Consider the following 22,477-nt stretch of genomic DNA (forward strand, 5'->3'; position numbering starts at 1 on the left):
CTCATTTGGATGACCTCGAATCTCTAAAGTTCATCCACTTTATACGTCATTGCCTGTCTTTTTCTTGCACTCCATATGTTCCCTCGTTGTAGTGTTGTTAACAGACATCTAAACATGAAGTTTTGTGAATAAAGAGCGAACGTACTTGTTCGCTCTATGATATCTAGATCGCGGGATTATTTTTTAGACCAAGCAAACTTCTCAAATACTTTGTCTACGGGTGTGTGAGCAACGTGGTTTACATAGTTACTGATCACTTTCTGCGATAGACCAAGTATCACTTCTAGAACCTGCTGCTGGCCATAACCCGCTTCAAAAAATGCCGCTAGATCTGCTTCTGATACATTGCCACGCTCACGCACTACAGCAAGAGTGAAGTCTTTCAGTGCTTGAAGCTTTTCAGTTGGCATTGCTTCATCGTTACGCAGTGCTTCAGTCAATGCAGGATCAACCTTCATTGAGTGCGCGATCCCAGTATGTGCAGGGACGCAGTAGTGACACTCGTGTTCAACGTTGATGGTTTGCCATACTACTGTTAGCTCTTCAGCATCAAACGATGTGTTGGTGAATTGCTGATGCAGTTGCGTGTAAGCCGTTAGGATTTGAGGAGACTCAGCCATGACCGCGTAAAGACCTGGTACCATCCCCATTTGCTTTTGTGCGCCTTCAAGGATTGCTTTGCTTTTCTCAGGTGATGATTCAACAGTGTGTAGTTTAAATTCGCTCATTTTCTCTTTCCTATTATCTAACTTATTAACTTTACGGACTTATTAACGTTTACTTATTTTATCTCTGGCTCTAGCAGCACTTTGGTTACGAATACACGTACCGTTGGCGCAACAAGGGCGAGTACTAACAGTGCAGATGGCACCATTTGTGAAACTGCGTTTAACCATGCATCAAAGAATACGCCGTTCTCTGGCAGTGTTTTAGCTACCATGATGGCTGGCATGCTAAGAAGCATAGTAGGTAAAACCATAGAAACCATTAGTGGGTACTGGAACTTACGTGAAAACTTTTTCATGATTGACTCTCTTATGCCTAACTTCGATTGGCTAACTGATGGGGTTATATTAGCCCTGAACTTCTTGATCAAAAATAGACAACATTGAACTTGAATCTTTCATATTTGAATGATTAACTCAGAATGCAATCCTAAAGAGCGATCAATTATGAAAGCAAAAGACATCTCCAATCTCTATCTGTTTTGCCAATCTGTCGAGTGTGGTGGCTTTGCAGCAGCGAGTCTTAAAACACACGTTTCAGCCCCAACGTTGTCAAGGGCGGTAGCAAGTCTTGAGGATAAACTGGGTGAAAAGCTGGTACACCGTAATGCAAAACAGTTCCAACTCACCAACGCAGGTGACGAATACTACCAGCGCTTCGCTGCTCTCTTTATGCAGTTAAATGATGAGTGGACACAGCTTTCGAATAGTCAGCCAGTATTAACGGGTGAAATCCGAGTCTCTTGCCCTGAGCCATTTGCGGACAACTTCCTGCAAAAGATGGCGATCGAGTTTATGCAGACTCACCCAGAAGTATCGGTAACCATTCAATTTAGTGCAGGCACTGAGCGCTTCTTTGATGAGCAGATTGACCTTGCGATTGTGACGACACCACCTCATGCCAATCATTTAATACAGCGTCAGTTGTTTGAATCGCCATTAATGCTATCGGCCTCACCAAGCTATATCGAAAAATATGGTCAGCCAGAACGAGCTGAAGAGTTGATTAACCATCAGCTACTCTCAGGTAACAACATGCCATATTGGGAGCTCAAAGAAGATGGCAAGGCGATCCGTATTCCCTATCAGCCTCGTTACTCAATAAGTAGTCTGCGTTTAAATATTGATGCGACAATAACAGGAGCTGGGATCTGCATGATGCCAAGAGCAGCCTTTGAAAAGCATGCAGCAAGAAATGAGTTAGTAGAGGTATTGCCAGAGGTTGAATGCCCAACGGGTAAGGCATTCTTGGTGTGGGCAGACAGAAAATTGATAGCAACCAGAGTGGTCGCCTTTAGGGACATGATTTTTGAACGGTTTGGGCAATCGGCGGAATTTTTGGCTTCGATTAATTCAGAGCGAGATTCGTAGTTATTGTATTTATGAAATGCCTATTTATAAATGAAATGCGCCAGACTAGACGAACTAATCTGGCGTTTATTTTATGACTTTAACGATTACTTTTTGCGAAAATATAAGAATGCATTTAACCAAGCCAACCCAAGAATAATCAGTGTCATTACCGGTGGTTTAGACTGAAGCGGTAGCACTTCTGTCGGTACACTTGGCAATAGGTGAACATACACTGCGACAATCATAATTGCGGTCGTTAATAGTGTTGATAATTGCATCGCTTTATCTTTAATCGGTGCTGCGAGCGCCTTATTACCAATCATCACCATCAGTAGCAGAAAACCTGCAAAAATCTCACCTAATTGACCCGCCCAACGAGACAGAGTCGGGAAAGGCAGTTCACTCAGTGCGATTTGTTTTGCGAACATGGTCGTAAACGGGTCAAAGAATTTTACCGTTCCCGCCATCACCATAAAAGCACCAAGAAGACCGGTTAGGATCTTTTGAACTTTTGTTCCTACTCTGTCGGTTTTGTCATAGCTACGAACCAAAAAAATACTCGTAACGAGTAGCATCGTGCCGATAAGAGATAACTCAAGAATTAGTTGTGATGTGCTCATAGCAAACCTTCATTATGTATTAGCAAGTTGATGGCGCTATTCTACGAAATACTCTAAAGCTCAAAAATAGACAACTTCGTTTTTTATCCATGCAAAAATGAAAGCTTGAGCTATATATGAATCTACTTCCAAGAGCGTTTTGAGGCAGTTTTGAGTTAGAAAGTGGCAAGGATCATTTCAGGTGTACCAATGTGAAAGTTCAATAACCTCAGTCAAAGCCGCTTATAACCTAACAAAAAAACGCCAGCGTTCTTCGCTGGCGTTTTAGTTTGTGCTGTTAAAGCGTCACGGTAAGCGGAGGTTCTGGAACTTCCAAGAAACACGCTATCACTCGGTACAATTCGCCTTCTGCAACGGTGATCTGACCGTCAGATTCAATTGCTAAACGACACGCTTTAACGAACTGGTGTCGTTGAAGAGGCTTAGGAAGCGTTGGTATGTCAGCAACAATAAATCGAGCGGCTCGTCTGCTTGGAAACCATGCATTGTTCCCGCCGGAATAACTACACACTCACCCATAGTCACCTTTCCAGAGAAGTTATCCATCTGAATGTTGATGTTGCACCTAAAGTGAAACTTTCTTAACCATTCCAGCTTCTGCATGCCCTGGAATATTGCACGCAAACTCTACTGTATCCTCACCGTGAAAGTGCCATAAAAGCTGTTTTGCTTTGCCTGGCTGAACCGTAACTGCATTGCCTGAATCATGATTATGGTGTGGCATTTTCCTCATCATCTCTCTATGTTCTAGTTGTTCTTGTGCAGAACCAATGGTGAATTCATGCTCAATCTTACCTACATTCATCACCACAAATTGCACTACGTCATTTGGTTCAATTTGTACTTCTTTCTTGAACTTAATTGTCATGTCGTCCGCTAGTAGAACATGTACTACTTTATCTGGTTTCGCTCCTTTTGCTGGCATCCCAACATCTGACATCCCCTCCATGTTCATCATAGAATGGTCCATCTTTGAATGATCCGTTTTTGCCATTGCTACCGACGTAGCCAAGGTAATTAATGCGGTCAATAGTGCCTTCTTCATAATGTTGTCCCTTTGCTCATTAAGTTGTTAGGGGCTAAGAAAATTAGTCAGTCCTTAATTGGGTTTGGACAGTAATGTTTGCTGAATTACACTGAAAGCGGGCGCAGTAATTTATGAATACGGGAGACTTTCGTGCCGATCTTGATTGAACGGTGTAACGCTAACGTTGGAGATAATATGCTTAGTAAGTACGCGATATCGTTTGGGTAGGAGACGTTTGAGCATATTGATAAACAGCAGTGATCAACATTAGGGCTGGAGTCATCGCAATGGTAGTTGTGTTGTTGATGAGTATCATGTGATGAACTGTTCAGACCGATATTGTCAATATGATGTTTTAGTTGGGAGTTATGATGAGTGGTTGATAATGCAGGAACAAATGCAAGTAAGCTATTCATTGATGTGATAGACGCACTAGACACATAGTTAGCCATCAGCATCGCGAAAATACTGAGGATCGTAACCCATGTATTTTTAAATGAGTGAGTCATAGGGCACCTATCAAAATGAATGAGATGATATGAACGCTATCATTCGGCTGGCTCAATGTTTTGTTGTCAGTTAGCTGGCGTTTAACCGTAGTGACAACATTTGTCTATGCTTAGTTTAGCGGCTCTAAAGCAAATTGGCGCATCAATGTTTGCGCTTTTATGCCCAATATCTTCTGACCTTACTAAAAAACGATAGAACTTAATTGCGGTCTATTGGACTATAATGTCTGCCGACAGTAGGATACGGTCAGCCTACCAACTTGGAGCATACACAAAAAAGCAGAGCCGATAATAGGCTCTGCTTCACTTTTGGGGATTGAATTAGTTACTGTGCGTTCTGAGCATTAAGCTGCGCTGTTTGAGCTTTCTTTTTTCTGATACGGGCAAATAGGCCGCCTAGAATTACGATGCCACAAAGTGCGTAGGTCACCATGAATGACGTGTCACCTGCGACTAAGCCTAAGTCAGAGAAGGTGATGTAAGCGCCAAGCACCATGTATAGAATTACAGCAGAGGCTTCAAAACGGAACTCCCAAGGCTTGATGTCCATCGCTTCGTTAACTGGAAGCACGTAGTCCGTATCACGTGGACGCACTTTACCGATTGCAAACATAATGCCGCAACATAACACGAACAACACTGCTAGCTGGTGGAAGAAGTGCAGTTCAGCCAATGGCTTAAGTGGACCTAAGTAATCGTGCATTGAAGCTGGTGTGAACTGTACAATACCGTAAGCCGCAACAAATACTGCCAATGAAACTTTCGCCGCCATCGCTGGTACACGCTTAGTGATGTAACCCATAAACACGATAGTGAAGATTGGTACACTAAATAGGCCAGCTAGACGTTGTAGCAAGTCGAACAGGCCATTCGGTGCGAACATGATGAACGGTGCAATGCCGACAGATAGGATTGCAATGAACAGACCGAATGAACGACCTTTGTTAACTAACTGTTCATCAGAGAGCTTGTTCTCTTTATCAAAGATTGGTTTGTAGACGTTAAGTGTAAATAGCGTCGTTGATGAGTTTAATACACCGTTGAAGGTTGACAGGATTGCACCGAACATTGCCGCTAAGAAGAAACCAACAAGCGGTTTAGGCAGTACTTCGTTAACTAAACGCGTGTACATAGTATCGGCTTCGTAGCTTTGACCTGTTGCATCTACCGTACCAAACATATGGTAAGCAATGATGCCTGGGATAATTAGGAACAGAGGTGTCACAACTTTAATTGCACCCGCAAGGATAACACCCTTCTGACCTTCTTTTAGGTTCTTAGCACCAAGTGCACGTTGGATAATAGCTTGGTCGGTACCCCAGTAGTAAAGGTTAACGAGTAGCAGACCAGTGAACATTGTTGAGAAGGGTACGTTAGGATCGTCTTCTGCACCGACTGCTTGTAATTTGTCGGTTGCGTTGGTTGTAATAACGTCTACACCTTCCATGAAACTACCGTCACCCAGAACGATCAGGCCGAAGATTGGGATCATCAAGCCACCAACAATCAAACCCACACCGTTTAACGTGTCTGCGATTACCACCGCTTTCAGGCCACCGTAGATAGCGTAGAACAGACCAAGGAAACCGATAATTGATGCGATGAGTAGAATCGCTTGGAAGCGACTGATTCCGAGCATGCTTTCGATGTCAAAAATACCACCGATAACCATTGCACCGGCGTATAGCGTGTTTGGTAGAAGGTTGATGATGTAACTCAATAGGAACAATACGGTTACGAACTGCTTTACTGATAAGTCATAGCGAGACTCTAAGAAATCAGGAATCGTGGTAATCCCTTGTTTCAGGTAACGAGGCACTAAAAAGAGCGCGATAATGATCAGTGTGATACCTGAAGCAACTTCATACCCCATCACTGACATGTTGCCTTTAAATGATAGGGCACTCATACCAACGAAACTGGTCGCGGAAAGGTTAGTTAGAATAAGTGAGCTCGCGATAAGGCCACCGGTTAGGCTTCGACCACCGAGGAAGAAGCCATCTTTGGAGTCATTTTTCTGATTCTTAACACGTGACCAGGTGTAAAACACCACCAAGCCAGTGAAGAAAAAGAATGACAGTAGGATTGTCATTGGCATAGTTTTGTCCTTAAATTATTAGAATTTTGGATGTAGTTATCCTGTCAGGCAGAGGCGTCATGATGATTTTCACAACAGCCTTTGCCCGATATTTTGTTTTGACTGACGACGAATTAGATTTTTTGTAGGTGTACGATCAGTGCAGACTCTGGGTCGAGGATTGGCAACGTCACGCCGATCTCTTTCAGATTATCGCCACTTAGTGTGAGCGTTTTATCTAGCCACTTTGGACGTTGCTTCATCAGTTGGAAACTTGTTTGAGGCATCTCAACCAACTTCACTTGATACTTAGCGTTGATATCGGCGCAACTGATTCTCAGTGGAGAGGGCAGGGCATGATCCGGCATCGCTAGTTGGCAGACAGTAATCAACATTTCATCGTCACTCTCGACGCCGTAAATGTTTTGGTTCTTGTCTGCAGCATCGATACGGAAACTACGGCCACCATGAAGTAGGTGACGATACTCTTTGTGTAGTGCGATATAGCGAGAGAAGGCTTCTTTCTCTTCTTTTGATTCTTTGACTGGATCAAGCTCAACTCCCATGTGACCACCCAAGGCGGTAACTCCGCGCATGTTGATGCCGTGGCGACGATTGGTTGAGTGACACTCGTAAGGGCCAATGTGCGCACCCATCACTTCCGGCGGGAAGAAATAGCTCATGCCTTTTTGAATAGCTTGACGCTCTAACGCATCATTACAATCAGAGGCCCAAAATCGTTGGGTACGCTTAAGAATTTCAAAATCAATACGGCCACCGCCAGAAGAGCAAGATTCAATTTCCACATCTGGATGGGCTTTGTTTAGCTCATCGACAAGACGATATAGCGCTTGCGTTTGGCCATGTACTGCAGGGCGACCTTGATGGCCGGGCTGAACCAGTTCGCGGTTCATGTCCCACTTCAAGTAAGTAATGTTGTAGCGTGTGAGTAGATCATTTAGGCGTTCAAAAAGATAGTTGAAGCAATCCTCATTCTGTAGATTGAGCACGTATTGCCAACGGCCAGAAGGCTGGTGATAGCCCTGTAGACCGAGAACCCAATCAGGGTGATTGCGATACAGATTTGAATCTTGGCTTACCATTTCAGGTTCTACCCAAAGACCAAATTCCATTCCTTGTTGATTTACATGATTGATCACCGGCTCTAGACCATTAGGATATTTCTTTTCATCTAGATACCAGTCACCCAAAGCTGCTCGTTCGCCATCACGACCGATGAACCAACCATCATCAATGATGAAACGTTCGACGCCCATTTCAGCCGCTTCTGTGGCCATTTGCATGATGTATTCAGGTTTATGGTCGAAATAGATACCTTCCCAAGTGTTCAGATGTACAGGGCGTGGCTTGCTTACTGGGAACTTAACAATATTATCGCGAACAAATTGTTGGAAGCGTTGAGAAATGCCGTTGAGACCAGTATTGCTGTAACACCCATACAACCATGGCGTTTGATATTGGCCTTGAGCTTCAAGAATCGACTCTCCAGCAAGCAAAAGCTCACCAGCCTGCACGAAGCGGCGGCCATCACTGCGCACATCTGCACGCATTTGGTGGTTACCACTCCAGCCAAGGTGGAAGCCCCACACTTGACCAAGCTGCTCGCTGAATCCGTTAGTACCTACAAATAGGCCAGGGAAGTTTTCATGAGAAGTGCGACCACGACGGTTTTCTTGCATGAATCCGCCATGCTCGAAACGTTGTCGTTGTGTTTGGAACTCGTGGCACCAACGACCGTGGAAAGTCATCAGCTCATTAGCGTGGTTTGGCAAAGGCAAAGTTGAAGAGAGTTTGCCAAGGTAGTATTTACTATTGCCTAGGTTTTTTACACTAACTCGTTTTTGAACAACATCGGTATCGAAGTCAAGTTTAAGCTCGACCGTCAGCTCAAGGCTTGCAACATCATCAAGCATCACAAAAGTGACTTGGTTATCCTCAAGTTGTGTCGATGTCAGCTTGAATACGGGCGCCCAATCGTAGCCGTCGCGATGTCCTTCAATCCCGGGAGCATTGAAGTGACCGCTCCCTAATTCTGGACACAATGATAATGGCACATCGACATCTAAACGAGCTTGAGAAATAGGACGCTCTGTTGAAAGCAGCAAGTCTTCATCTATCTGGGCTATTTTTGCTCCCCAGTGAAGGATCTCTGGTACTCGTTCTGTTTTGATAATTAGACTGTGATTCTTGCTTTGTAAATGGACAAACTCACTCATTACTTGCTCGCTCTGCTATTTGTTTGCGTGAACATTTTATCTGAGAGATATATTGCTCTTATACGTGACTTTTAGAACTCAAATAGCGCTTAAGTGTGATCTCAGATGGCTTAGAGATTGAATAAGTTTGGGCTAGATCGACTGTTTTCGGGAACAAAAAAGTAATGTTTTCGCAAACATTTTTGAGGTGTGTGGCGTTATTTATCAAACCCATTTGTTAGAGTTGACGTAAGACCATTTTGAGAACAAGAAAAGACGATGAATGTAACCTTCAAAGATGTCGCCAAATTAGCGGGCGTATCAACGCAAACTGTATCTCGAGTCACAAATGGGTCGGAGAGTGTTGCTGAATCGACACGCATTAAAGTGAATAATGCGATCAAGCAGCTGGGTTATGTACCTAATAAAGGTGCACAAATGTTGAGCCGAGCAAAGTCGACCAATATTGGGCTAGTGACTCTAGACATGGCTTTACATGGAGCGGCTTTAATTGCCAATGGCGTAAGAAGAAAAGCTCATGAGTTGAACTTTGGAACGGCGTTTTCGGTCGTGTCTGAGCCCAGTTTATCAAGCATTCAAGGTGCGATGAGGGAGCTCATCGCGCAACAAGTTGATTGTATTATTCTCAATGTACCGTTGAGTAAAGATGATGCCGTTGTGTTGGCAGAAAAATTCCCAAGCCTACACCTGATTTTTATCGATGTACCAGATGGGACCCCTGTACACTTCGTTCATGGGGAGCATGCTGTCGGTGCCTCTGAAGTGATCAAGCATCTTGTAGACACAGGACGAACCCAATTTCTATTGGTTGCAGGACCGGAGGCGTCTACCGCTGCAAATATCCGTCTGCAATCATGGTTAGCTGAAATTGCGGACTCAGGAACCAAAGCAGTGGATTGCTATCGAGGTGATTGGCAAGCCCACAGTGGTTACCTTGCGATCAGTGAAGCGATCGGAAAGCAGTTGAGTTTTGATGCCGTGGTGGTCGCCAGTGATCAAATGGCGCTAGGCGTATTGCGCGCACTGGATGAGTTTAATATCAAGGTTCCTGATCAAGTTGCCGTTGTTGGTTTTGATGGCATCACGGACAGCGCATATTTCAATCCGCCTCTGACGACAGTGAAACAAGACTTTACGGCTATTGGCGAACAGTGTGTCATTCAAGCGGTTGATTTGAAAAAGCAAACCTCCAATACGCCGATTCCATTCAAGCAAACTCGTATACCAGTAGAGCTGATTGTACGCAAAAGCAGCCATCCCAAAACACATCAAACCTACGACAAAAAGGGCATTCAAGAGCTATTGAAACAGATTGAATTACGCTTGCCTGAATAGTCAGCTTAAAAAATAGCTCGCTTTCTGTCTTTTAGATAGAAGGCGACGCTAATGACGATGAATAGGAAAGTGAAGTAATAGAAAAACGATGAGAGCGAAGCGATGAAGTCTATGTGTTGCTCAACCTCTTCGTTAGTGTAGTTCTGAGATAGCAGCTTGTAATAGTAGGCGTAGAGAACACCAATCGAGCCATAACCCACGTTAAACATGAGCCCCTTAAAACTAAGAACCGTTGCTCGGTTATTAGACTCGGTCTGTTTGTTTAAGTGGTAGCTGATAAATATATTCATTGTCATGATGATGAAGATAAGTACCAACGCGGGAATCACACCATAGATGGACCAACCTAAACTGATCCAGTAATAGGTTGCCATACTCGCCACACCCATGATCAAAATAAACGCTCTAGGTGCCATGCTCTCAGCTAAACGTCGACTTTGACCCGCCATAATGATTTTCAACAGACTGACCCCTGCACCAATCAAACCAAAATAGATAATGGGAATATCGATGGCCGTGTAATATTGGCTGTTCATGGTCAGGAACATGCGAGATGTATGCTCAAACAAGCTGTAATAGAGCATGATAAATAACACATATGGCGTCGATAATACCCACTTCCCTGTATTTAATGTGAGTTTCATACTCTCGACTGTGCTGGTTAACTTGTTGCTACCTTGTGGGGTAGGCTTGCTTTCTTCTTCCATGCTAAAGGCAGCATAGATTGCGATCAGGGCGACGATAAGCGTGGCGTAAACAGGGATACGCATAATATCTTGGGTGTTCTGCGGTGCATCGAACCCAAGAACCTGATAAACACTACCCATGAAGTTAACGTCGTACATTGCCGCGCCGACTAGGGTGACAAAAATACCGACCGTTGAAGCGATTCTCAGTTGGATTTGTAGCACCCTAGGCCACAATTCCTCATGACCTTGTTCTTTTAAGGTGTCGTAAGCTAAAGCTTCATCGGCGCCACTCGCAAGGGCCATTGCAAGCCCACTTAACACTCGGTTTATCAAAAAGACGGTAAACACAAGGCTAGGATTACCTGTAGGCACAAAGGCGATCATGGCGATTTCGATAAACATTACAATCGATGAAAGTACCACCAACTTCTTGCGGCCGAGAGTGTCCGCAAAAGCGCCCGATGGGACTTCAGCCAGTACGATGGTCGCCGCCCAAACTACGTTAAGCATGGCAAATTGAGACAGTGTTAAGCCGTAATCCAAGTAGAGTAACGTAAATACTGGGTAGTAAAACCGAGCAAAGTAACTACTTCTAAACATGAGGAAATAGCGAACGTTACGTATTTGAAGGATTTCTTTTAGCGTCATAGAGCGGGTTACGCCTTCGTTATTATGTGATTTGATTAATACCTTTCTTAGTGTGATAGCAAAGGATTGATAAGTCGATAAAATTCCTCAACTCTTTGTTTGAATTAAAGTAGGTAGAAAGTGATGGGGTGTTCGGTGAGACTTTTTTATGTGGAAAAGAGAACTTTTGGGCAACTTAAGTCGCCCAAAGTATTTTATTGATTCGAATAGCTCATTAGCAAAAAGATTACTTCCATGTTTGCTCATAAACTCGCATTAGGTTGCCGCCGAATAGCTTGGCTAAATCGTCATTTGTGTAACCCATTTCCCATAAACTGTCTACGACACCTGCCATGTGTTTAGATAGCTCCGCACAGCCGGTAGAGCCTTTATTAAAAGCATTAACCATGTAGCCGTTATCCGCATACTTGTCTGGGTTGGCAATGGTGAAAGGTACGACTTTCGCTGTTGTCATCATATCATCGGTTGCGATACCCACATGATCAATCCCCGCGATTTGTACTGCGCCATCAATCATCTCTGCAAACTGTTTAGGCGTAATATCTTCAGGCCAAACACCATCCATCATCCACTCGGTTGCGGTCACAGCGATAACCCCACCCATATCGGCAACCGTTTTTGCTTGCTCATCAGAAATCAGGCGGTAGCAAGCCGCTAAACGAAAATCTGGGTCACCTTTTTTTAGTTTCTTTTTCGCCATGCGCTTTTCTGTTTCCGTTAAGGTCTCGTGCGGCTCACATCCATAAGTTGAGGCGATAGGCGAATGTGAGTAGATGACAGGCACACCTTTGTGATGCTCTTGCATGTAGTCCGTAATGTCTTTGGTTGTATAGTGAGATGTATGCGAAAGGTCTACGGTAATTCCGTGTTCCACCATCTCATCGAGTACCTCTTTACCAAATTCAGTCAAACCACTGGTGTCACCGTTGATCATTGAAATCACACCAGATCCTGTCAGTTCCGTTTCGTTGTAGGTTAGCTGCATTGTTTTTACGCCATACTCAGCCATGACTGCCACGTTTGCTGCGTCGCCCTCTAACGGCATGGTGGTTTGGCTCGCCCACATAATCGCGTACTCACCGTTGTCGTGCGCTTTTTGAAAATCATCGACACTCTTAACGTAACGAATCGGTGTTTTTGCGGAAGAAGACGCTTTGGTCCATTTTCCATGCTCGGATTTAAAAGCAAGTAGATTAGGTGTATGTGGTGCACCAAGGGTCACTGATGCGCCAGTAATTCCGCGCTCATGAGCCAAGTCAATGTAATTCGCTACTTCAGAATCTTTGCTAAACCCTGTACCGCTTGGTGAGGCGTAGAAATCGAGCACAATATTGTCAGCAACGTATTGCTTGGCTTCTTTGGATGCAAATTGGTGCCAATCTTTGGTCTCAATTGATGCGTGTGCATGAAAGGTCGCTGCGGAGATTAACGTTGCGATAAGTAGCTTTTTCATCTGTTTGCCCTCGAATTAGTTTACGAGTGCAAATATATCGATTTGAAACTGGGAAAATGTGCAATTTACGACAATGTAAAACAGCGCATTGAATTGTTAGGGTTGTCGAGTCTGTTTAAGCCATTGCAGTGGCGTTGTGTTTTCAGATTTTCTAAAGGCTCGAATAAATTGAGAGGTGTCAGCATAGCCAAGGTGCTCTGCCACATCGGAAATTGAGGCGTTGCGCTCAACCAAGACTCGTTTTGCAAAAGCAATGTTTAATGACTCTTTGATTCTTCTAAACGTATAACCCTCGGTCTTCAAATATCGTTGGATAGTGCGTTCATTGACCTCAATGATTTGGCTCAGTCGTTCAATTGAGAGGTTCTCTCGCCCAATATAGCCTTCAAGCACTGCGGAGATCTGCTCTGAATAAGTGCGCTCGTTGCGGTAAATAGTCGCGGGATAATAGTCATTGTGATTTGATTCAAGTGTAGCGGCCTGCTCGTAGAAAAGAGCCGTCGAATGCTGACCTACGAACTGAGGCGTGCGACTGTCTATGCTGAGTTGGTTAAGGTCAGAGGCATGTCTGTGCTTTAAGTGATATTTAATCGGTGTACCTAAATGCGTATCTATCCTTTTACAGTAACTGTGAGTGGTGACTAACAAATAAAGTTCAGCCAATAATGGAAACGAGTTTTGTTGTGGTAACTCAAGCTCTACAGAGCAAAAACTGACGCTTTTATTTAAGGTAATCGAATGGACAGGTATGTGCTCTACGAGGTGCTGTAGTAATGGTGCTTTTGGGCTGTTGGTCGGTTGAATTTGTTCAATGAACCTTTCTGCAGACTGCTGCAATAGTGAGATGAATACAGAGTAGGGTAACTTATCATGCGCCTCTGCAAGTAGCTTTGCGAAGGCTGAAAATGACGTAAATTGGGCGGAACTGGTCTTTAAATAAATAGGCACGTTGGCGCTTTGTATTAATGGCCAAACGTCTTTTACTTCACTTTTGAGAGACTCAATAAAAGTAATGACCGCGTATTTATGGATCAGAGGGATCAACTCGCACTCTCCTGTCTCAATTATTGTGGATTGTTGTCACTGGTTGTATGTAAAGATTATTGGTATACAAAAAACGCTCACAAGGTTTGGTTGTGAGCGTTAAGTCTCGTTACGATAAAGAGCGATTAGACTCTATTTCCAAGTTTGCTCATAAACGCGCAATAGGTTGCCACCGAATAGCTTAGCGAGGTCGTCATTTGAGTACCCCATTGCCCATAAGCTATCAACAACGCCTGCGATGTGTTTTGACAACTCGGCACACCCCGTCGCCCCTTTGTTAAAAGCACTAACCATGTAGCCGTTGTCTGCATACTTGTCTGGGTTAGCGATGGTGAAAGGAACCACTTTTGCTGTTGTCATCATATCATCGGTTGCGATACCGACATGATCAATACCGACAACTTTGACTGCTCCATCAATCATCTCTGCAAACTGCTTAGGTGTAATGTCTTCAGGCCAAACACCATCCATCATCCACTCCGTTGCGGTTACCGCGATAACACCGCCCATATCAGCAACCGTTTTCGCTTGTTCATCAGAAAGTAGTCGGTAACAAGCCGCTAGACGAAAATCTGGATCACCTTTTTTGAGGTTCTTCTTCGCCATGCGCTTTTCTGTTTCCGTCAGGGTTTCGTGTGGTTCACAACCATAAGTTGAGGCGATAGGAGAGTGAGAGTAGATAACAGGCACACCTTTGTGGTGCTTCTGCATGTAGTCCGTAATGCCCTTGGTCGTGTAGTGAGATGTGTGAGACAAATCGACGGTAATACCGTGTTTCACCATTTCATCAAGCACCTCTTTACCAAAGTCAGTTAAACCACTGGTATCGCCATTGATCATTGAAATAACACCAGAACCAGTCAGTTCTGTTTCATTGTACGTAAGCTGCATCGTTTTTACGCCATACTCAGCCATAACTGCCACATTGGCTGCGTCACCATCTAAAGGCATGGTTGTTTGGCTTGCCCACATAATGGCGTACTCGCCATTGTCATGCGCTTTTTGAAAATCATCGACGCTCTTAACGTAACGAATCGGTGTATTGGCTGAAGAAGACGCTTTGGTCCACTTTCCATGCTCGGATTTAAACGCAAGCAGGTTAGGTGTATGTGGTGCACCAAGGGTCACCGATGCGCCAGTGATGCCACGCTCATGAGCCAAATCAATATAGTTCGCCACTTCAGAATCTTTGGTAAAGCCCGTACCGCTCGGAGAGGCATAAAAGTCGAGAACAATGTTGTCAGTCACATACTTTTGAGCTTCTGGTGAGGCTAACTCATGCCAGTCCTTAGTTTCTATTGAAGCGTTTACTGGCAAAGATAGCGAGGCGACCGCGGTCGCGATGAGTAATCTACGCATGATAATCCCTTACGCAATATGTGTTGTATTTTCTATGGGGCTGTTAATTTAACTACAGCATAAATTTACGGTGTAGATTGAGTATAGAACAGCATCTTATTTGTAATGCCCTGTTTACGAACAAATTTTGAGTATCAGATCAACAACACAAAAAATAACTAGTGTGTCACCAAGTGGCCATTACGGCCTACACTTTGAGAATAAGATGCCTTTTGTCTTTTAAATCTATTCAATTCTTAACGCACTTCGGCCGGAAAGTTAGGGTATTGATATCTTTTGTCATCCGGTGTCGTAAAGTGCATATATTTGGATGCTAGGGGATCTAAACTCACATTAAGAACATCGACATAAAAGAGAGTCTTAAATGAATACAAAACTGTCTACTTTAACTCTGACGATTCTTGCCGCATTAACCGCATCTACCAGTTTTGCTGCAAATTTTGAGAGTCCAGATTCGGTTGAAAACACCATTGCTCAACAAAAAGCTGAGCAGCTTGATTGGCGTGAATCTTTGGCTGCAGATGGTTTTACGTTTGGTGCGGACTATTTTTCTTTAAGGGTTCAGTCTTCGGACGGAACCCGCGGAGATTCGGTAAGTGCAGCCTCGGGTGTCGCACGTATCTATGGTTCTTGGCATCTTACTGATGATGACTCAAATAATAATGGAAGCTTGGTATGGAAGGTGGAACATCGTCATGCTTATACCGACAACTCTCCAAAAGAGTTTGCTTGGCTTGGTCAGGATCAAATTGGATACGCAGGTATGATTGCACCCGCTTTCAGTGATCAAGGCTTTCGTGTCACGGACTTAAACTGGAAACAGAAAATTAATGATGGCAAAGGCACTATTATTGTCGGCTGGCAAGATGTGACCAACTATGTTGATGTTTATGCACTTGCAAGCCCTTGGTCAGGTTTTACCAATCTAGCGTTCTCGACAGGGGCAGGTGCCATGGGATTACCAGATGATGGTATTTTAGCTCTGTCTGCTGGGCACATGATAGGGGGCAACTTCTATGTTGTTGGTGGTATCGCTGATGCGAAAGGTAAGTCAGATGATATTTTTGAAGGTTTCGATACCTTGTTTAACGACACCACCTTATTCACGACTTTAGAGTTGGGTTGGACTGCATCACAAGAGCAGATCTATACCGACAACTTCCATGTAACTTTATGGCACATGGATGAAGGATCTCGACATAGTTTATCCTCAACAGTTTTGCCTGATGGCACTGTTGTAGGAGGGGAGTCTGGAAAAGGTATTAATTTCTCTTGGAGTCAGTTCATTACACCGCAAATCATGCCATTCGTACGTGGTGGGTTATCTGAGGGCGATGTCGCCTTATACGATAAATCGCTTTCGGTTGGTTTAGGCTATTTTGGTTTGAGTCAGCCTAATAACAATTTAGGTTTTGCAGTGAACTGGTCCGAAACAAACGGCGATACATTGCAGACTTTCTTGAATGCTGGCGAAGATCAAGTGGCGGCAGAGCTTTACTACAACATGCAATTTGGCGATCACTTTCAGATCACACCAGACATTCAATACATTAAGGATCCCGCCTTCTCAAACGAAAGCAGTGCATGGGTATTTGGTATCCGAGCGAGAGTGTTTATTTAAGAAAATGCGAATCAATTTAAAAAGTGGGTGTCTTGTGGCCCACATTTTTCTCTGAGTTAATGGCTTAAGAAGTTGGCTCGTTAAAGCGAGTTTCTAATTGCATCCGCCAATAAGTCTATCTCCCTTTTCACATCTTCAGTTAGGTCAAAACCAATATTGATCCTAAAACAATCGTTGTAGAGCGGCAGCGTACTAAACAGTTGCCCCAATCGAATATCGATTTGATGCTTTTCAATTAATGCGGTGAACTTTTCGAGGTCCAGTTTTGGCACTTGTAACCACAGTACCATCCCGCCTTGCGGTTGGCTGATGTTAACCCCGCTTGATAAACGTTTGGATAAGTAGTTGAGATAAGACTGTCGTAAACTCAGTAGCTTGGTTCTTCGACGCTTCAACTGCTTGGCATAGTTACCCGATTCAATGAAGTCGGCTACGGCCAGTTGAATCGGTAGCGAAACTCCGAAGCATGAAGCAGAGTGATGTTGGCGATAATTGTCAGCAAACCGGCCAGGTAAACACCAACCAAGACGATAGCTCGGCGATAAGCTTTTAGATATCGAACCGCACCAGAGTATGTAGCCATTTGAATCATAATACTTGGCTGGTAACGGGGTGTGTTCTGAATACGATAATTCTAAATATACGTCGTCCTCAATCATTGGAACTTGGTAATGATTGGCAAGCTCGGCGAGTTTTTGTTTTTGCTGAGCAGACATAGTGATACCTTGCGGGTTCATATGTGACGTACAAAATATACCAGCCTTTACACTCCCTTGTTGCAAATGTAGCTCTAACTGGGAAAGGTCTATCCCTTCATCGATTGACGGGATCTCGACAATGTTCCTCCCCATTTTTCCCAGTAGATCTAAGATCCCACTAAAGCATGGAGAACTGATGGCTATGGCGTCGCCGACTTGAGTACAAGACTCTAGGGCTGCTTTAATAGCAGGCATGCACCCCGATGTGATCACAAGATCTTGTGGATTGATATGGATGCCCAATTTCGAAAAATGAACACTCAAAGCGTCACACAATGATGGATCGCCCTGCGTGTTAGGGTAATGATTCAGTCGGTTTCCTAATCGCTTACTTGAGCGACGAAAACTACGTTCAAGTTCGAGCAGTGCGGTGTCATCGATAGTCGTGCTAGATACACCAAGTGGGCCGTTGTGATGCGAGTGAATAGAGAAACTTTGATGAACTTGAGACACTGTACTTACAAACTGCGTCCATTCCGGCGTGTTGTGTTTTTTGCTTCTTGCAGAAATATAGTAACCAGCCTGTGGGCGTGAATGGATCCAACCTTGAGATTCCAGCTCTTGATAACAGCTGACCGCCGTCGACATGCTTACAGCTTGCTGTTTTGCTAACTGTCGCAGGGAAGGCATACGAGTTCCTTCGCTTAATTTTCCATCTTCAATTTCTTGAACAAACTGATTTGCCAATGTTTTGTAAAGACTCATAGATGCCAACTGTACTTATTTTTTTGTTAAAAACTGTATCTGTACTGGAAACTGTACTTGATTGATACTCTTTTTCAAAGCAGAAGGAGGGCAGTTTATGGTTAGAAACGATTTATTTTTGGCTGTTTTTGTAATGGCTATTTGGGGCTTTAATTTTTCGATGATCAAAATGGGCATTACAGAGGTTCACCCATTATTGGCGACAGCCGCACGATTCACTTTGGCGGTGATTCCTGCAATTTTTTTCATTCGTAGGCCAAACGTCGCTTGGCGTTATCTGTTCAGCTACGGGTTGGTTTTTGGTGTTGGTATATGGGGAATGGCATCGTGGTCGATTACCGCGGGCTTATCTTCAGGTATGTCTTCGGTGTTGCTATCGTCAAATGCGCTTATCAGCATGGCTGTAGGGGTATTCATTCATAAAGAGTTGGCTTCTAAAAGGAAAGTTATTGGTGCTATGACAGCACTCATTGCATTAATGGTCCTTGTTTCAGCGACCAACGGAAATGTGACGTTGCAAGGTGGTATCTTCATCATGATAGCGGCGACTTGTTGGACAATTATGGGGATGATCGTCAAGGCTTCTAAAACAACTCAAGCGTTCGCGTTCAACGTATGGGGAATGCTGTTTGCGCCAATTCCATTGGTTATGTTTGCGGTGAGTATTTACGGGCCAAACATCGTGACAGAAGCGTTTGAACTATGGGATATTAATACGACGATTGCTGTGCTGTTCCAAGCTTATCCAACCACGCTATTTGGTTACTGGGTATGGAATAGGTTGTTGATTCGATACCCGCTGAGTACTACCGCACCAATGACTCTGCTAGTACCTGTTTTCGCATTGATATCAGGGTATTACATGTATGATGAAATACTAAGTACTGCGCAAGTTGTTGCCTGTATTCTTTTCCTTATCGGAATAGGGCTGATAGTTAAACCTGGTAAGAAGGTAACCGAAGCGGTCGGTAAGCCACTAACGAACTAAGCATGTGAATCGACAGATGCTTACGTACATAACCATTGGGTTAAAGCGTATCTGTTGTTGAGCTTTAATAAACGTAACTCGTAGTTCAAAAAAAAAGGCAGCCCCAAATAGCACGGGCTGCCTTTCTAATCACTTGAATAAAGGATTAGACAGTGGATTCGTTAATTGGCTTTAATGATACTTGCGCTGTTTTATCGCTTTGCTCTTTTGGGGTACGTTTAGCCAACACATAGTAGAACAGTGGCGTGAGTAGCAATCCAAAGATGGTTACACCAATCATGCCAGAGAACACAGCGATGCCCATTGCTTGTCTCATCTCAGAACCAGCACCCGTTGAGAACACCATTGGTACTACACCCATGATGAAGGCGATTGAGGTCATTAAGATTGGGCGAAGACGTAAGCGCGATGCTTCAAGAACCGCTTCCATTACAGTATGACCTTTGTCTTGCAACTCCTTGGCAAACTCGACGATTAGAATGGCGTTTTTGGTCGCCAAACCAACCAGCACGATTAGGCCAATTTGGGTGAAGATATTGTTGTCACTACCCCATAGAATCACGCCACTGATCGCTGATAAAAGCGTCATAGGGATGATTAGGATGATCGCCATTGGCAGACGTACACTTTCGTATTGCGCAGCAAGTACCAGGAATACCAACAAGATAACCAATGGGTAGATCAACATGGCTGTATCACCGGCCAACTTCTGTTGGTAGGTCAGTTCTGTCCATTCGTAAGTCATGCCAATTGGTAGCGTTTCAACAAGGATCTGTTCAATCGCGGCTTGTGCTTCACCTGAGCTGAAACCTGGCATCGGGCTACCATTGATTTCTGCTGTAGTGTAGGCGTTGTAGTGCATCACACGATCAGGACCAGCACTGTAATTCACATCTACAAATGCGCCCAAAGGAATCATTTCACCGTTCGCGTTTCGAACCTCTAGCTGGCGAATCTGCTCTGGTGTTTGGCGGAACTCTTCATCGGCCTGAACGTTTACTTGGTATGTACGACCAAAGCGGTTGATGTCATTGACGTACGTGCTCCCCATGTAGGATTGCAGGGTAGAGAAAACATCGTCTAATGATAGGTCTTGCTTGAGTGCTTTCGTACGATCAACATCCAGATCTAACTGTGGAACATTCACTTGATAGCTCGAAAACACGCCAGTTAGCGCCGGGTGTGCCCATGCTTTCATGATCACTTGTTGAGTCACACCATATAAGGCTTCATAACCATGGTTCGCTCTATCTTGGATCTGCAAACGGAAACCGCCAATCGTACCCAGACCTTGAACTGGTGGTGGTGGGAAGATCGCAATGAATGCATCAGGGATAGAGGCAAATTTTTGGTTCAGCTGACCAGCAATCGCATTGGCACTTAAACTCGGGTCTTGACGTTCGTCGAAATCGGCTAACGGAGTAAACACAATGCCGCTGTTTGGACTATTAGTGAACCCGTTAATGCTCAGCCCTGGGAATGCAACGGAGTGTTCAACACCTGGTTGTGCCAACGCAATCTCAGACATTTCACGGATAACTGCATCGGTACGCTCAAGTGAAGCCGCATCTGGTAATTGAGCGAACGCAACCAAATACTGCTTGTCTTGACCTGGAACATATCCTGTTGGAGTTTGATCGAATTGGTACGCCGTTAAGCCAAGTAGGCCTATATACATCACACCAATCAAAGCTCCAAGTCGAATGGTCTTCTTGACTGCGTAACCGTAAGCGACAGAACCTTTGTTAAATAGCTTATTGAATGGGGTAAATACGAAGCGCCCAAACAATCCATCCATTGTACGCGTTAGCCAGTCTTTAGGTTGGTCATGACCACGTAACAACAAAGCCGATAGAGCTGGGCTCAACGTCAGTGAGTTGATTGCAGAAATGAATGTCGAAATCGTGATAGTCAACGCAAACTGTTTATAGAACTGACCCGTTAAGCCAGACATAAACGCCGTTGGGATGAATACCGCAGCGAGTACCAAAGTAGTCGCAACAATTGGGCCTGTCACTTCTCGCATCGCTTTTTCAGTTGCCGCGATAGGTGCGAGACCTTCTTCGATGTTTCGCTCAACGTTTTCAACCACCACGATCGCATCATCAACAACGATACCAATAGCAAGTACCAAGCCGAACAATGACAGGGCGTTTAATGAAAAGCCCATTAAGTACATGAAAGCGAATGTACCGACTAGCGAAACTGGAACCGCGACTAATGGAATGATCGATGCGCGCCAAGTTTGCAAAAACAGAACAACAACCAGTACAACAAGCAATACCGCTTCAAGCAGAGTTTGCACGACTGCTTCAATAGAACCACGAACGAATACCGTTGGGTCATACACAATCTCGTAGCTCACACCTTGTGGGAAGCTAGCTGACAGTTCTTCCATTTTAGCTCTTACGTCATCAGAAATCTGAATGGCGTTTGAACCAGAAGCTTGGAAGATTGGAATTGCAACCGCGTCTTGGTTATCAAGTAGTGAACGAAGCGAGTAGGTTTCGGCACCTAATTCAATACGAGCGACATCTTTCAAGCGGTTGATTTGGCCATCTTCACCAACCTTGATGATGATATTCTCGAACTCTTCAACTTCGCTTAAACGACCTTTAACATTGATAAGCAGTTGGAAGTCTGACGAACCACTTGGTTGAGCTCCCAAGCTACCTGCTGCAGCTTGTTGGTTCTGCTCGCGAATCGCAGAAATGACTTCACTAGGGTTTAGGTTCAAGCTTGCGACTTTGTTTGGATCAAGCCAAATACGCATGCTGTATTCGCCGCCACCAAACAGGCGAACGGCACCCACACCTTCAATTCGGGCAAGTTCATCCTTAACGTTAAGCGCTGCGTAGTTCGCAAGATACAGCAGGTCATAGCGCTCATCTGGAGACACTAAGTGAACTACCATGGTCAAATCTGGCGATGACTTTTCCGTCACAACACCAAGTCGCTGAACGGTTTCAGGCAAACGAGGTAGGGCACGATCAACACGGCTCTGAACTAGAGTTTGCGCTTTGTCTACGTCGGCACCAATGGCAAACGTGACGGTGAGCGTCATTACCCCATCCGAAGTCGCTTGAGAAGACATATACAGCATGTCTTCAACCCCGTTGATCTCTTCTTCAAGGGGCGACGCGACGGTGTCAGCTATGACTTTCGGGTTTGCGCCCGGGTAGGTCGCTGTTACAACGACAGTCGGAGGAACTACCTCAGGGTATTCAGTGATAGGCAGTTGCCATACAGACAATGCACCACCGATGAATATGAGTATCGACAGCACGGATGCAAAGATCGGCCGACGAATAAAGAACTGGGAAAACATT

Annotated in this window: 17 protein-coding genes; 4 read left to right on the forward strand and 13 right to left on the reverse strand. The window is 44.4% G+C overall.

What is annotated here, in order from left to right:
- Positions 1 to 176: 176 nt before the first annotated feature.
- Together L1D60_RS21355 and L1D60_RS21360 are read right to left on the reverse strand one after the other, a co-directional pair.
- Positions 177 to 728, reverse strand: a complete 552-nt coding sequence (locus tag L1D60_RS21355) for a carboxymuconolactone decarboxylase family protein (RefSeq protein WP_239842876.1) — start codon at positions 726 to 728, stop codon at positions 177 to 179.
- A gap of 53 nt (positions 729 to 781) precedes the next feature.
- The gene (locus L1D60_RS21360) at positions 782 to 1,024 is read right to left on the reverse strand and encodes a DUF2798 domain-containing protein (protein WP_239842877.1); all 243 of its coding nucleotides are present in this window, start codon (positions 1,022 to 1,024) and stop codon (positions 782 to 784) included.
- Positions 1,025 to 1,172: 148 nt separating this feature from the next.
- Between L1D60_RS21360 and L1D60_RS21365 the strand changes: the two genes are divergently transcribed.
- Positions 1,173 to 2,096 carry a LysR family transcriptional regulator gene (locus tag L1D60_RS21365; protein ID WP_239842878.1) on the forward strand — a complete coding sequence of 308 codons (924 nt, stop codon included), beginning with the start codon at positions 1,173 to 1,175 and terminating at the stop codon, positions 2,094 to 2,096.
- 86 nt (positions 2,097 to 2,182) lie between these two features.
- Here L1D60_RS21365 and L1D60_RS21370 read toward each other — a convergent pair whose 3' ends face one another.
- The 5 genes from L1D60_RS21370 to L1D60_RS21390 all read right to left on the reverse strand — a co-directional run bounded on the left by L1D60_RS21370 (position 2,183) and on the right by L1D60_RS21390 (position 8,548).
- Positions 2,183 to 2,698: a hypothetical protein gene (locus L1D60_RS21370; RefSeq protein WP_239842879.1), complete on the reverse strand. Its 516-nt coding sequence runs from the start codon at positions 2,696 to 2,698 to the stop codon at positions 2,183 to 2,185.
- A gap of 277 nt (positions 2,699 to 2,975) precedes the next feature.
- Positions 2,976 to 3,209: a hypothetical protein gene (locus L1D60_RS21375; RefSeq protein ID WP_239842963.1), complete on the reverse strand. Its 234-nt coding sequence runs from the start codon at positions 3,207 to 3,209 to the stop codon at positions 2,976 to 2,978.
- Positions 3,210 to 3,263: 54 nt separating this feature from the next.
- A complete protein-coding gene (locus L1D60_RS21380) occupies positions 3,264 to 3,743 on the reverse strand; it encodes a cupredoxin family protein (protein ID WP_239842880.1) in 480 nt (159 codons plus the stop codon).
- Between the two features lie 816 nt (positions 3,744 to 4,559).
- The gene (locus tag L1D60_RS21385; RefSeq protein ID WP_239842881.1) at positions 4,560 to 6,332 is read right to left on the reverse strand and encodes a solute:sodium symporter family transporter; all 1,773 of its coding nucleotides are present in this window, start codon (positions 6,330 to 6,332) and stop codon (positions 4,560 to 4,562) included.
- Between the two features lie 113 nt (positions 6,333 to 6,445).
- Entirely contained in the window at positions 6,446 to 8,548 is a 2,103-nt protein-coding gene (locus L1D60_RS21390) for an alpha-galactosidase (RefSeq protein ID WP_239842882.1), read from the reverse strand.
- 258 nt (positions 8,549 to 8,806) lie between these two features.
- Here L1D60_RS21390 and L1D60_RS21395 point away from each other — a divergent pair, with 258 nt between their 5' ends.
- A complete protein-coding gene (locus tag L1D60_RS21395) occupies positions 8,807 to 9,883 on the forward strand; it encodes a LacI family DNA-binding transcriptional regulator (protein ID WP_239842883.1) in 1,077 nt (358 codons plus the stop codon).
- A 5-nt stretch (positions 9,884 to 9,888) separates the two neighbouring features.
- On the opposite strand, the gene L1D60_RS21400 is transcribed toward L1D60_RS21395, so the two are convergent.
- The 4 genes from L1D60_RS21400 to L1D60_RS21415 form a co-directional block, all read right to left on the reverse strand.
- A complete protein-coding gene (locus tag L1D60_RS21400) occupies positions 9,889 to 11,220 on the reverse strand; it encodes an MFS transporter (RefSeq protein ID WP_239842884.1) in 1,332 nt (443 codons plus the stop codon).
- Between the two features lie 226 nt (positions 11,221 to 11,446).
- Positions 11,447 to 12,673 carry a membrane dipeptidase gene (locus L1D60_RS21405; RefSeq protein ID WP_239842885.1) on the reverse strand — a complete coding sequence of 409 codons (1,227 nt, stop codon included), beginning with the start codon at positions 12,671 to 12,673 and terminating at the stop codon, positions 11,447 to 11,449.
- Positions 12,674 to 12,769: 96 nt separating this feature from the next.
- Entirely contained in the window at positions 12,770 to 13,621 is an 852-nt protein-coding gene (locus L1D60_RS23615) for an AraC family transcriptional regulator (RefSeq protein ID WP_239842886.1), read from the reverse strand.
- 228 nt (positions 13,622 to 13,849) lie between these two features.
- Entirely contained in the window at positions 13,850 to 15,076 is a 1,227-nt protein-coding gene (locus tag L1D60_RS21415; protein WP_239842887.1) for a membrane dipeptidase, read from the reverse strand.
- Between the two features lie 364 nt (positions 15,077 to 15,440).
- Here L1D60_RS21415 and L1D60_RS21420 point away from each other — a divergent pair, with 364 nt between their 5' ends.
- On the forward strand, positions 15,441 to 16,697 hold the full coding sequence (locus L1D60_RS21420; protein WP_239842888.1) for a carbohydrate porin: 1,257 nt from the start codon (positions 15,441 to 15,443) through the stop codon (positions 16,695 to 16,697).
- A gap of 80 nt (positions 16,698 to 16,777) precedes the next feature.
- On the opposite strand, the gene L1D60_RS21425 is transcribed toward L1D60_RS21420, so the two are convergent.
- Positions 16,778 to 18,160 (reverse strand): PLP-dependent aminotransferase family protein, encoded by a 1,383-nt coding sequence (locus L1D60_RS21425; RefSeq protein WP_239842889.1) that lies wholly within the window; start codon positions 18,158 to 18,160, stop codon positions 16,778 to 16,780.
- 97 nt (positions 18,161 to 18,257) lie between these two features.
- Between L1D60_RS21425 and L1D60_RS21430 the strand changes: the two genes are divergently transcribed.
- Positions 18,258 to 19,148, forward strand: coding sequence for an EamA family transporter (locus L1D60_RS21430; RefSeq protein ID WP_239842890.1), 891 nt, complete (start codon positions 18,258 to 18,260; stop codon positions 19,146 to 19,148).
- 145 nt (positions 19,149 to 19,293) lie between these two features.
- On the opposite strand, the gene L1D60_RS21435 is transcribed toward L1D60_RS21430, so the two are convergent.
- On the reverse strand, positions 19,294 to 22,476 hold the full coding sequence (locus L1D60_RS21435; RefSeq protein ID WP_239842891.1) for a multidrug efflux RND transporter permease subunit: 3,183 nt from the start codon (positions 22,474 to 22,476) through the stop codon (positions 19,294 to 19,296).
- Position 22,477: the final 1 nt, after the last annotated feature.

Origin of the sequence: Vibrio sp. Isolate30 (assembly GCF_022397975.1) — a bacterium.
Lineage (GTDB): Bacteria > Pseudomonadota > Gammaproteobacteria > Enterobacterales > Vibrionaceae > Vibrio > Vibrio fortis.

Excerpts from the sequence above, each read along its gene's own strand:
- L1D60_RS21355 (WP_239842876.1), bottom strand. The coding sequence starts at position 728 with ATGAGCGAATTTAAACTACACACTGTTGAATCATCACCTGAGAAAAGC.
- L1D60_RS21360 (WP_239842877.1), bottom strand. The coding sequence starts at position 1,024 with ATGAAAAAGTTTTCACGTAAGTTCCAGTACCCACTAATGGTTTCTATG.
- L1D60_RS21365 (WP_239842878.1), top strand. The coding sequence starts at position 1,173 with ATGAAAGCAAAAGACATCTCCAATCTCTATCTGTTTTGCCAATCTGTC.
- L1D60_RS21370 (WP_239842879.1), bottom strand. The coding sequence starts at position 2,698 with ATGAGCACATCACAACTAATTCTTGAGTTATCTCTTATCGGCACGATG.
- L1D60_RS21380 (WP_239842880.1), bottom strand. The coding sequence starts at position 3,743 with ATGAAGAAGGCACTATTGACCGCATTAATTACCTTGGCTACGTCGGTA.
- L1D60_RS21385 (WP_239842881.1), bottom strand. The coding sequence starts at position 6,332 with ATGCCAATGACAATCCTACTGTCATTCTTTTTCTTCACTGGCTTGGTG.
- L1D60_RS21390 (WP_239842882.1), bottom strand. The coding sequence starts at position 8,548 with ATGAGTGAGTTTGTCCATTTACAAAGCAAGAATCACAGTCTAATTATC.
- L1D60_RS21395 (WP_239842883.1), top strand. The coding sequence starts at position 8,807 with ATGAATGTAACCTTCAAAGATGTCGCCAAATTAGCGGGCGTATCAACG.
- L1D60_RS21400 (WP_239842884.1), bottom strand. The coding sequence starts at position 11,220 with ATGACGCTAAAAGAAATCCTTCAAATACGTAACGTTCGCTATTTCCTC.
- L1D60_RS21405 (WP_239842885.1), bottom strand. The coding sequence starts at position 12,673 with ATGAAAAAGCTACTTATCGCAACGTTAATCTCCGCAGCGACCTTTCAT.
- L1D60_RS21415 (WP_239842887.1), bottom strand. The coding sequence starts at position 15,076 with ATGCGTAGATTACTCATCGCGACCGCGGTCGCCTCGCTATCTTTGCCA.
- L1D60_RS21420 (WP_239842888.1), top strand. The coding sequence starts at position 15,441 with ATGAATACAAAACTGTCTACTTTAACTCTGACGATTCTTGCCGCATTA.
- L1D60_RS21425 (WP_239842889.1), bottom strand. The coding sequence starts at position 18,160 with ATGAGTCTTTACAAAACATTGGCAAATCAGTTTGTTCAAGAAATTGAA.
- L1D60_RS21430 (WP_239842890.1), top strand. The coding sequence starts at position 18,258 with ATGGTTAGAAACGATTTATTTTTGGCTGTTTTTGTAATGGCTATTTGG.
- L1D60_RS21435 (WP_239842891.1), bottom strand. The coding sequence starts at position 22,476 with ATGTTTTCCCAGTTCTTTATTCGTCGGCCGATCTTTGCATCCGTGCTG.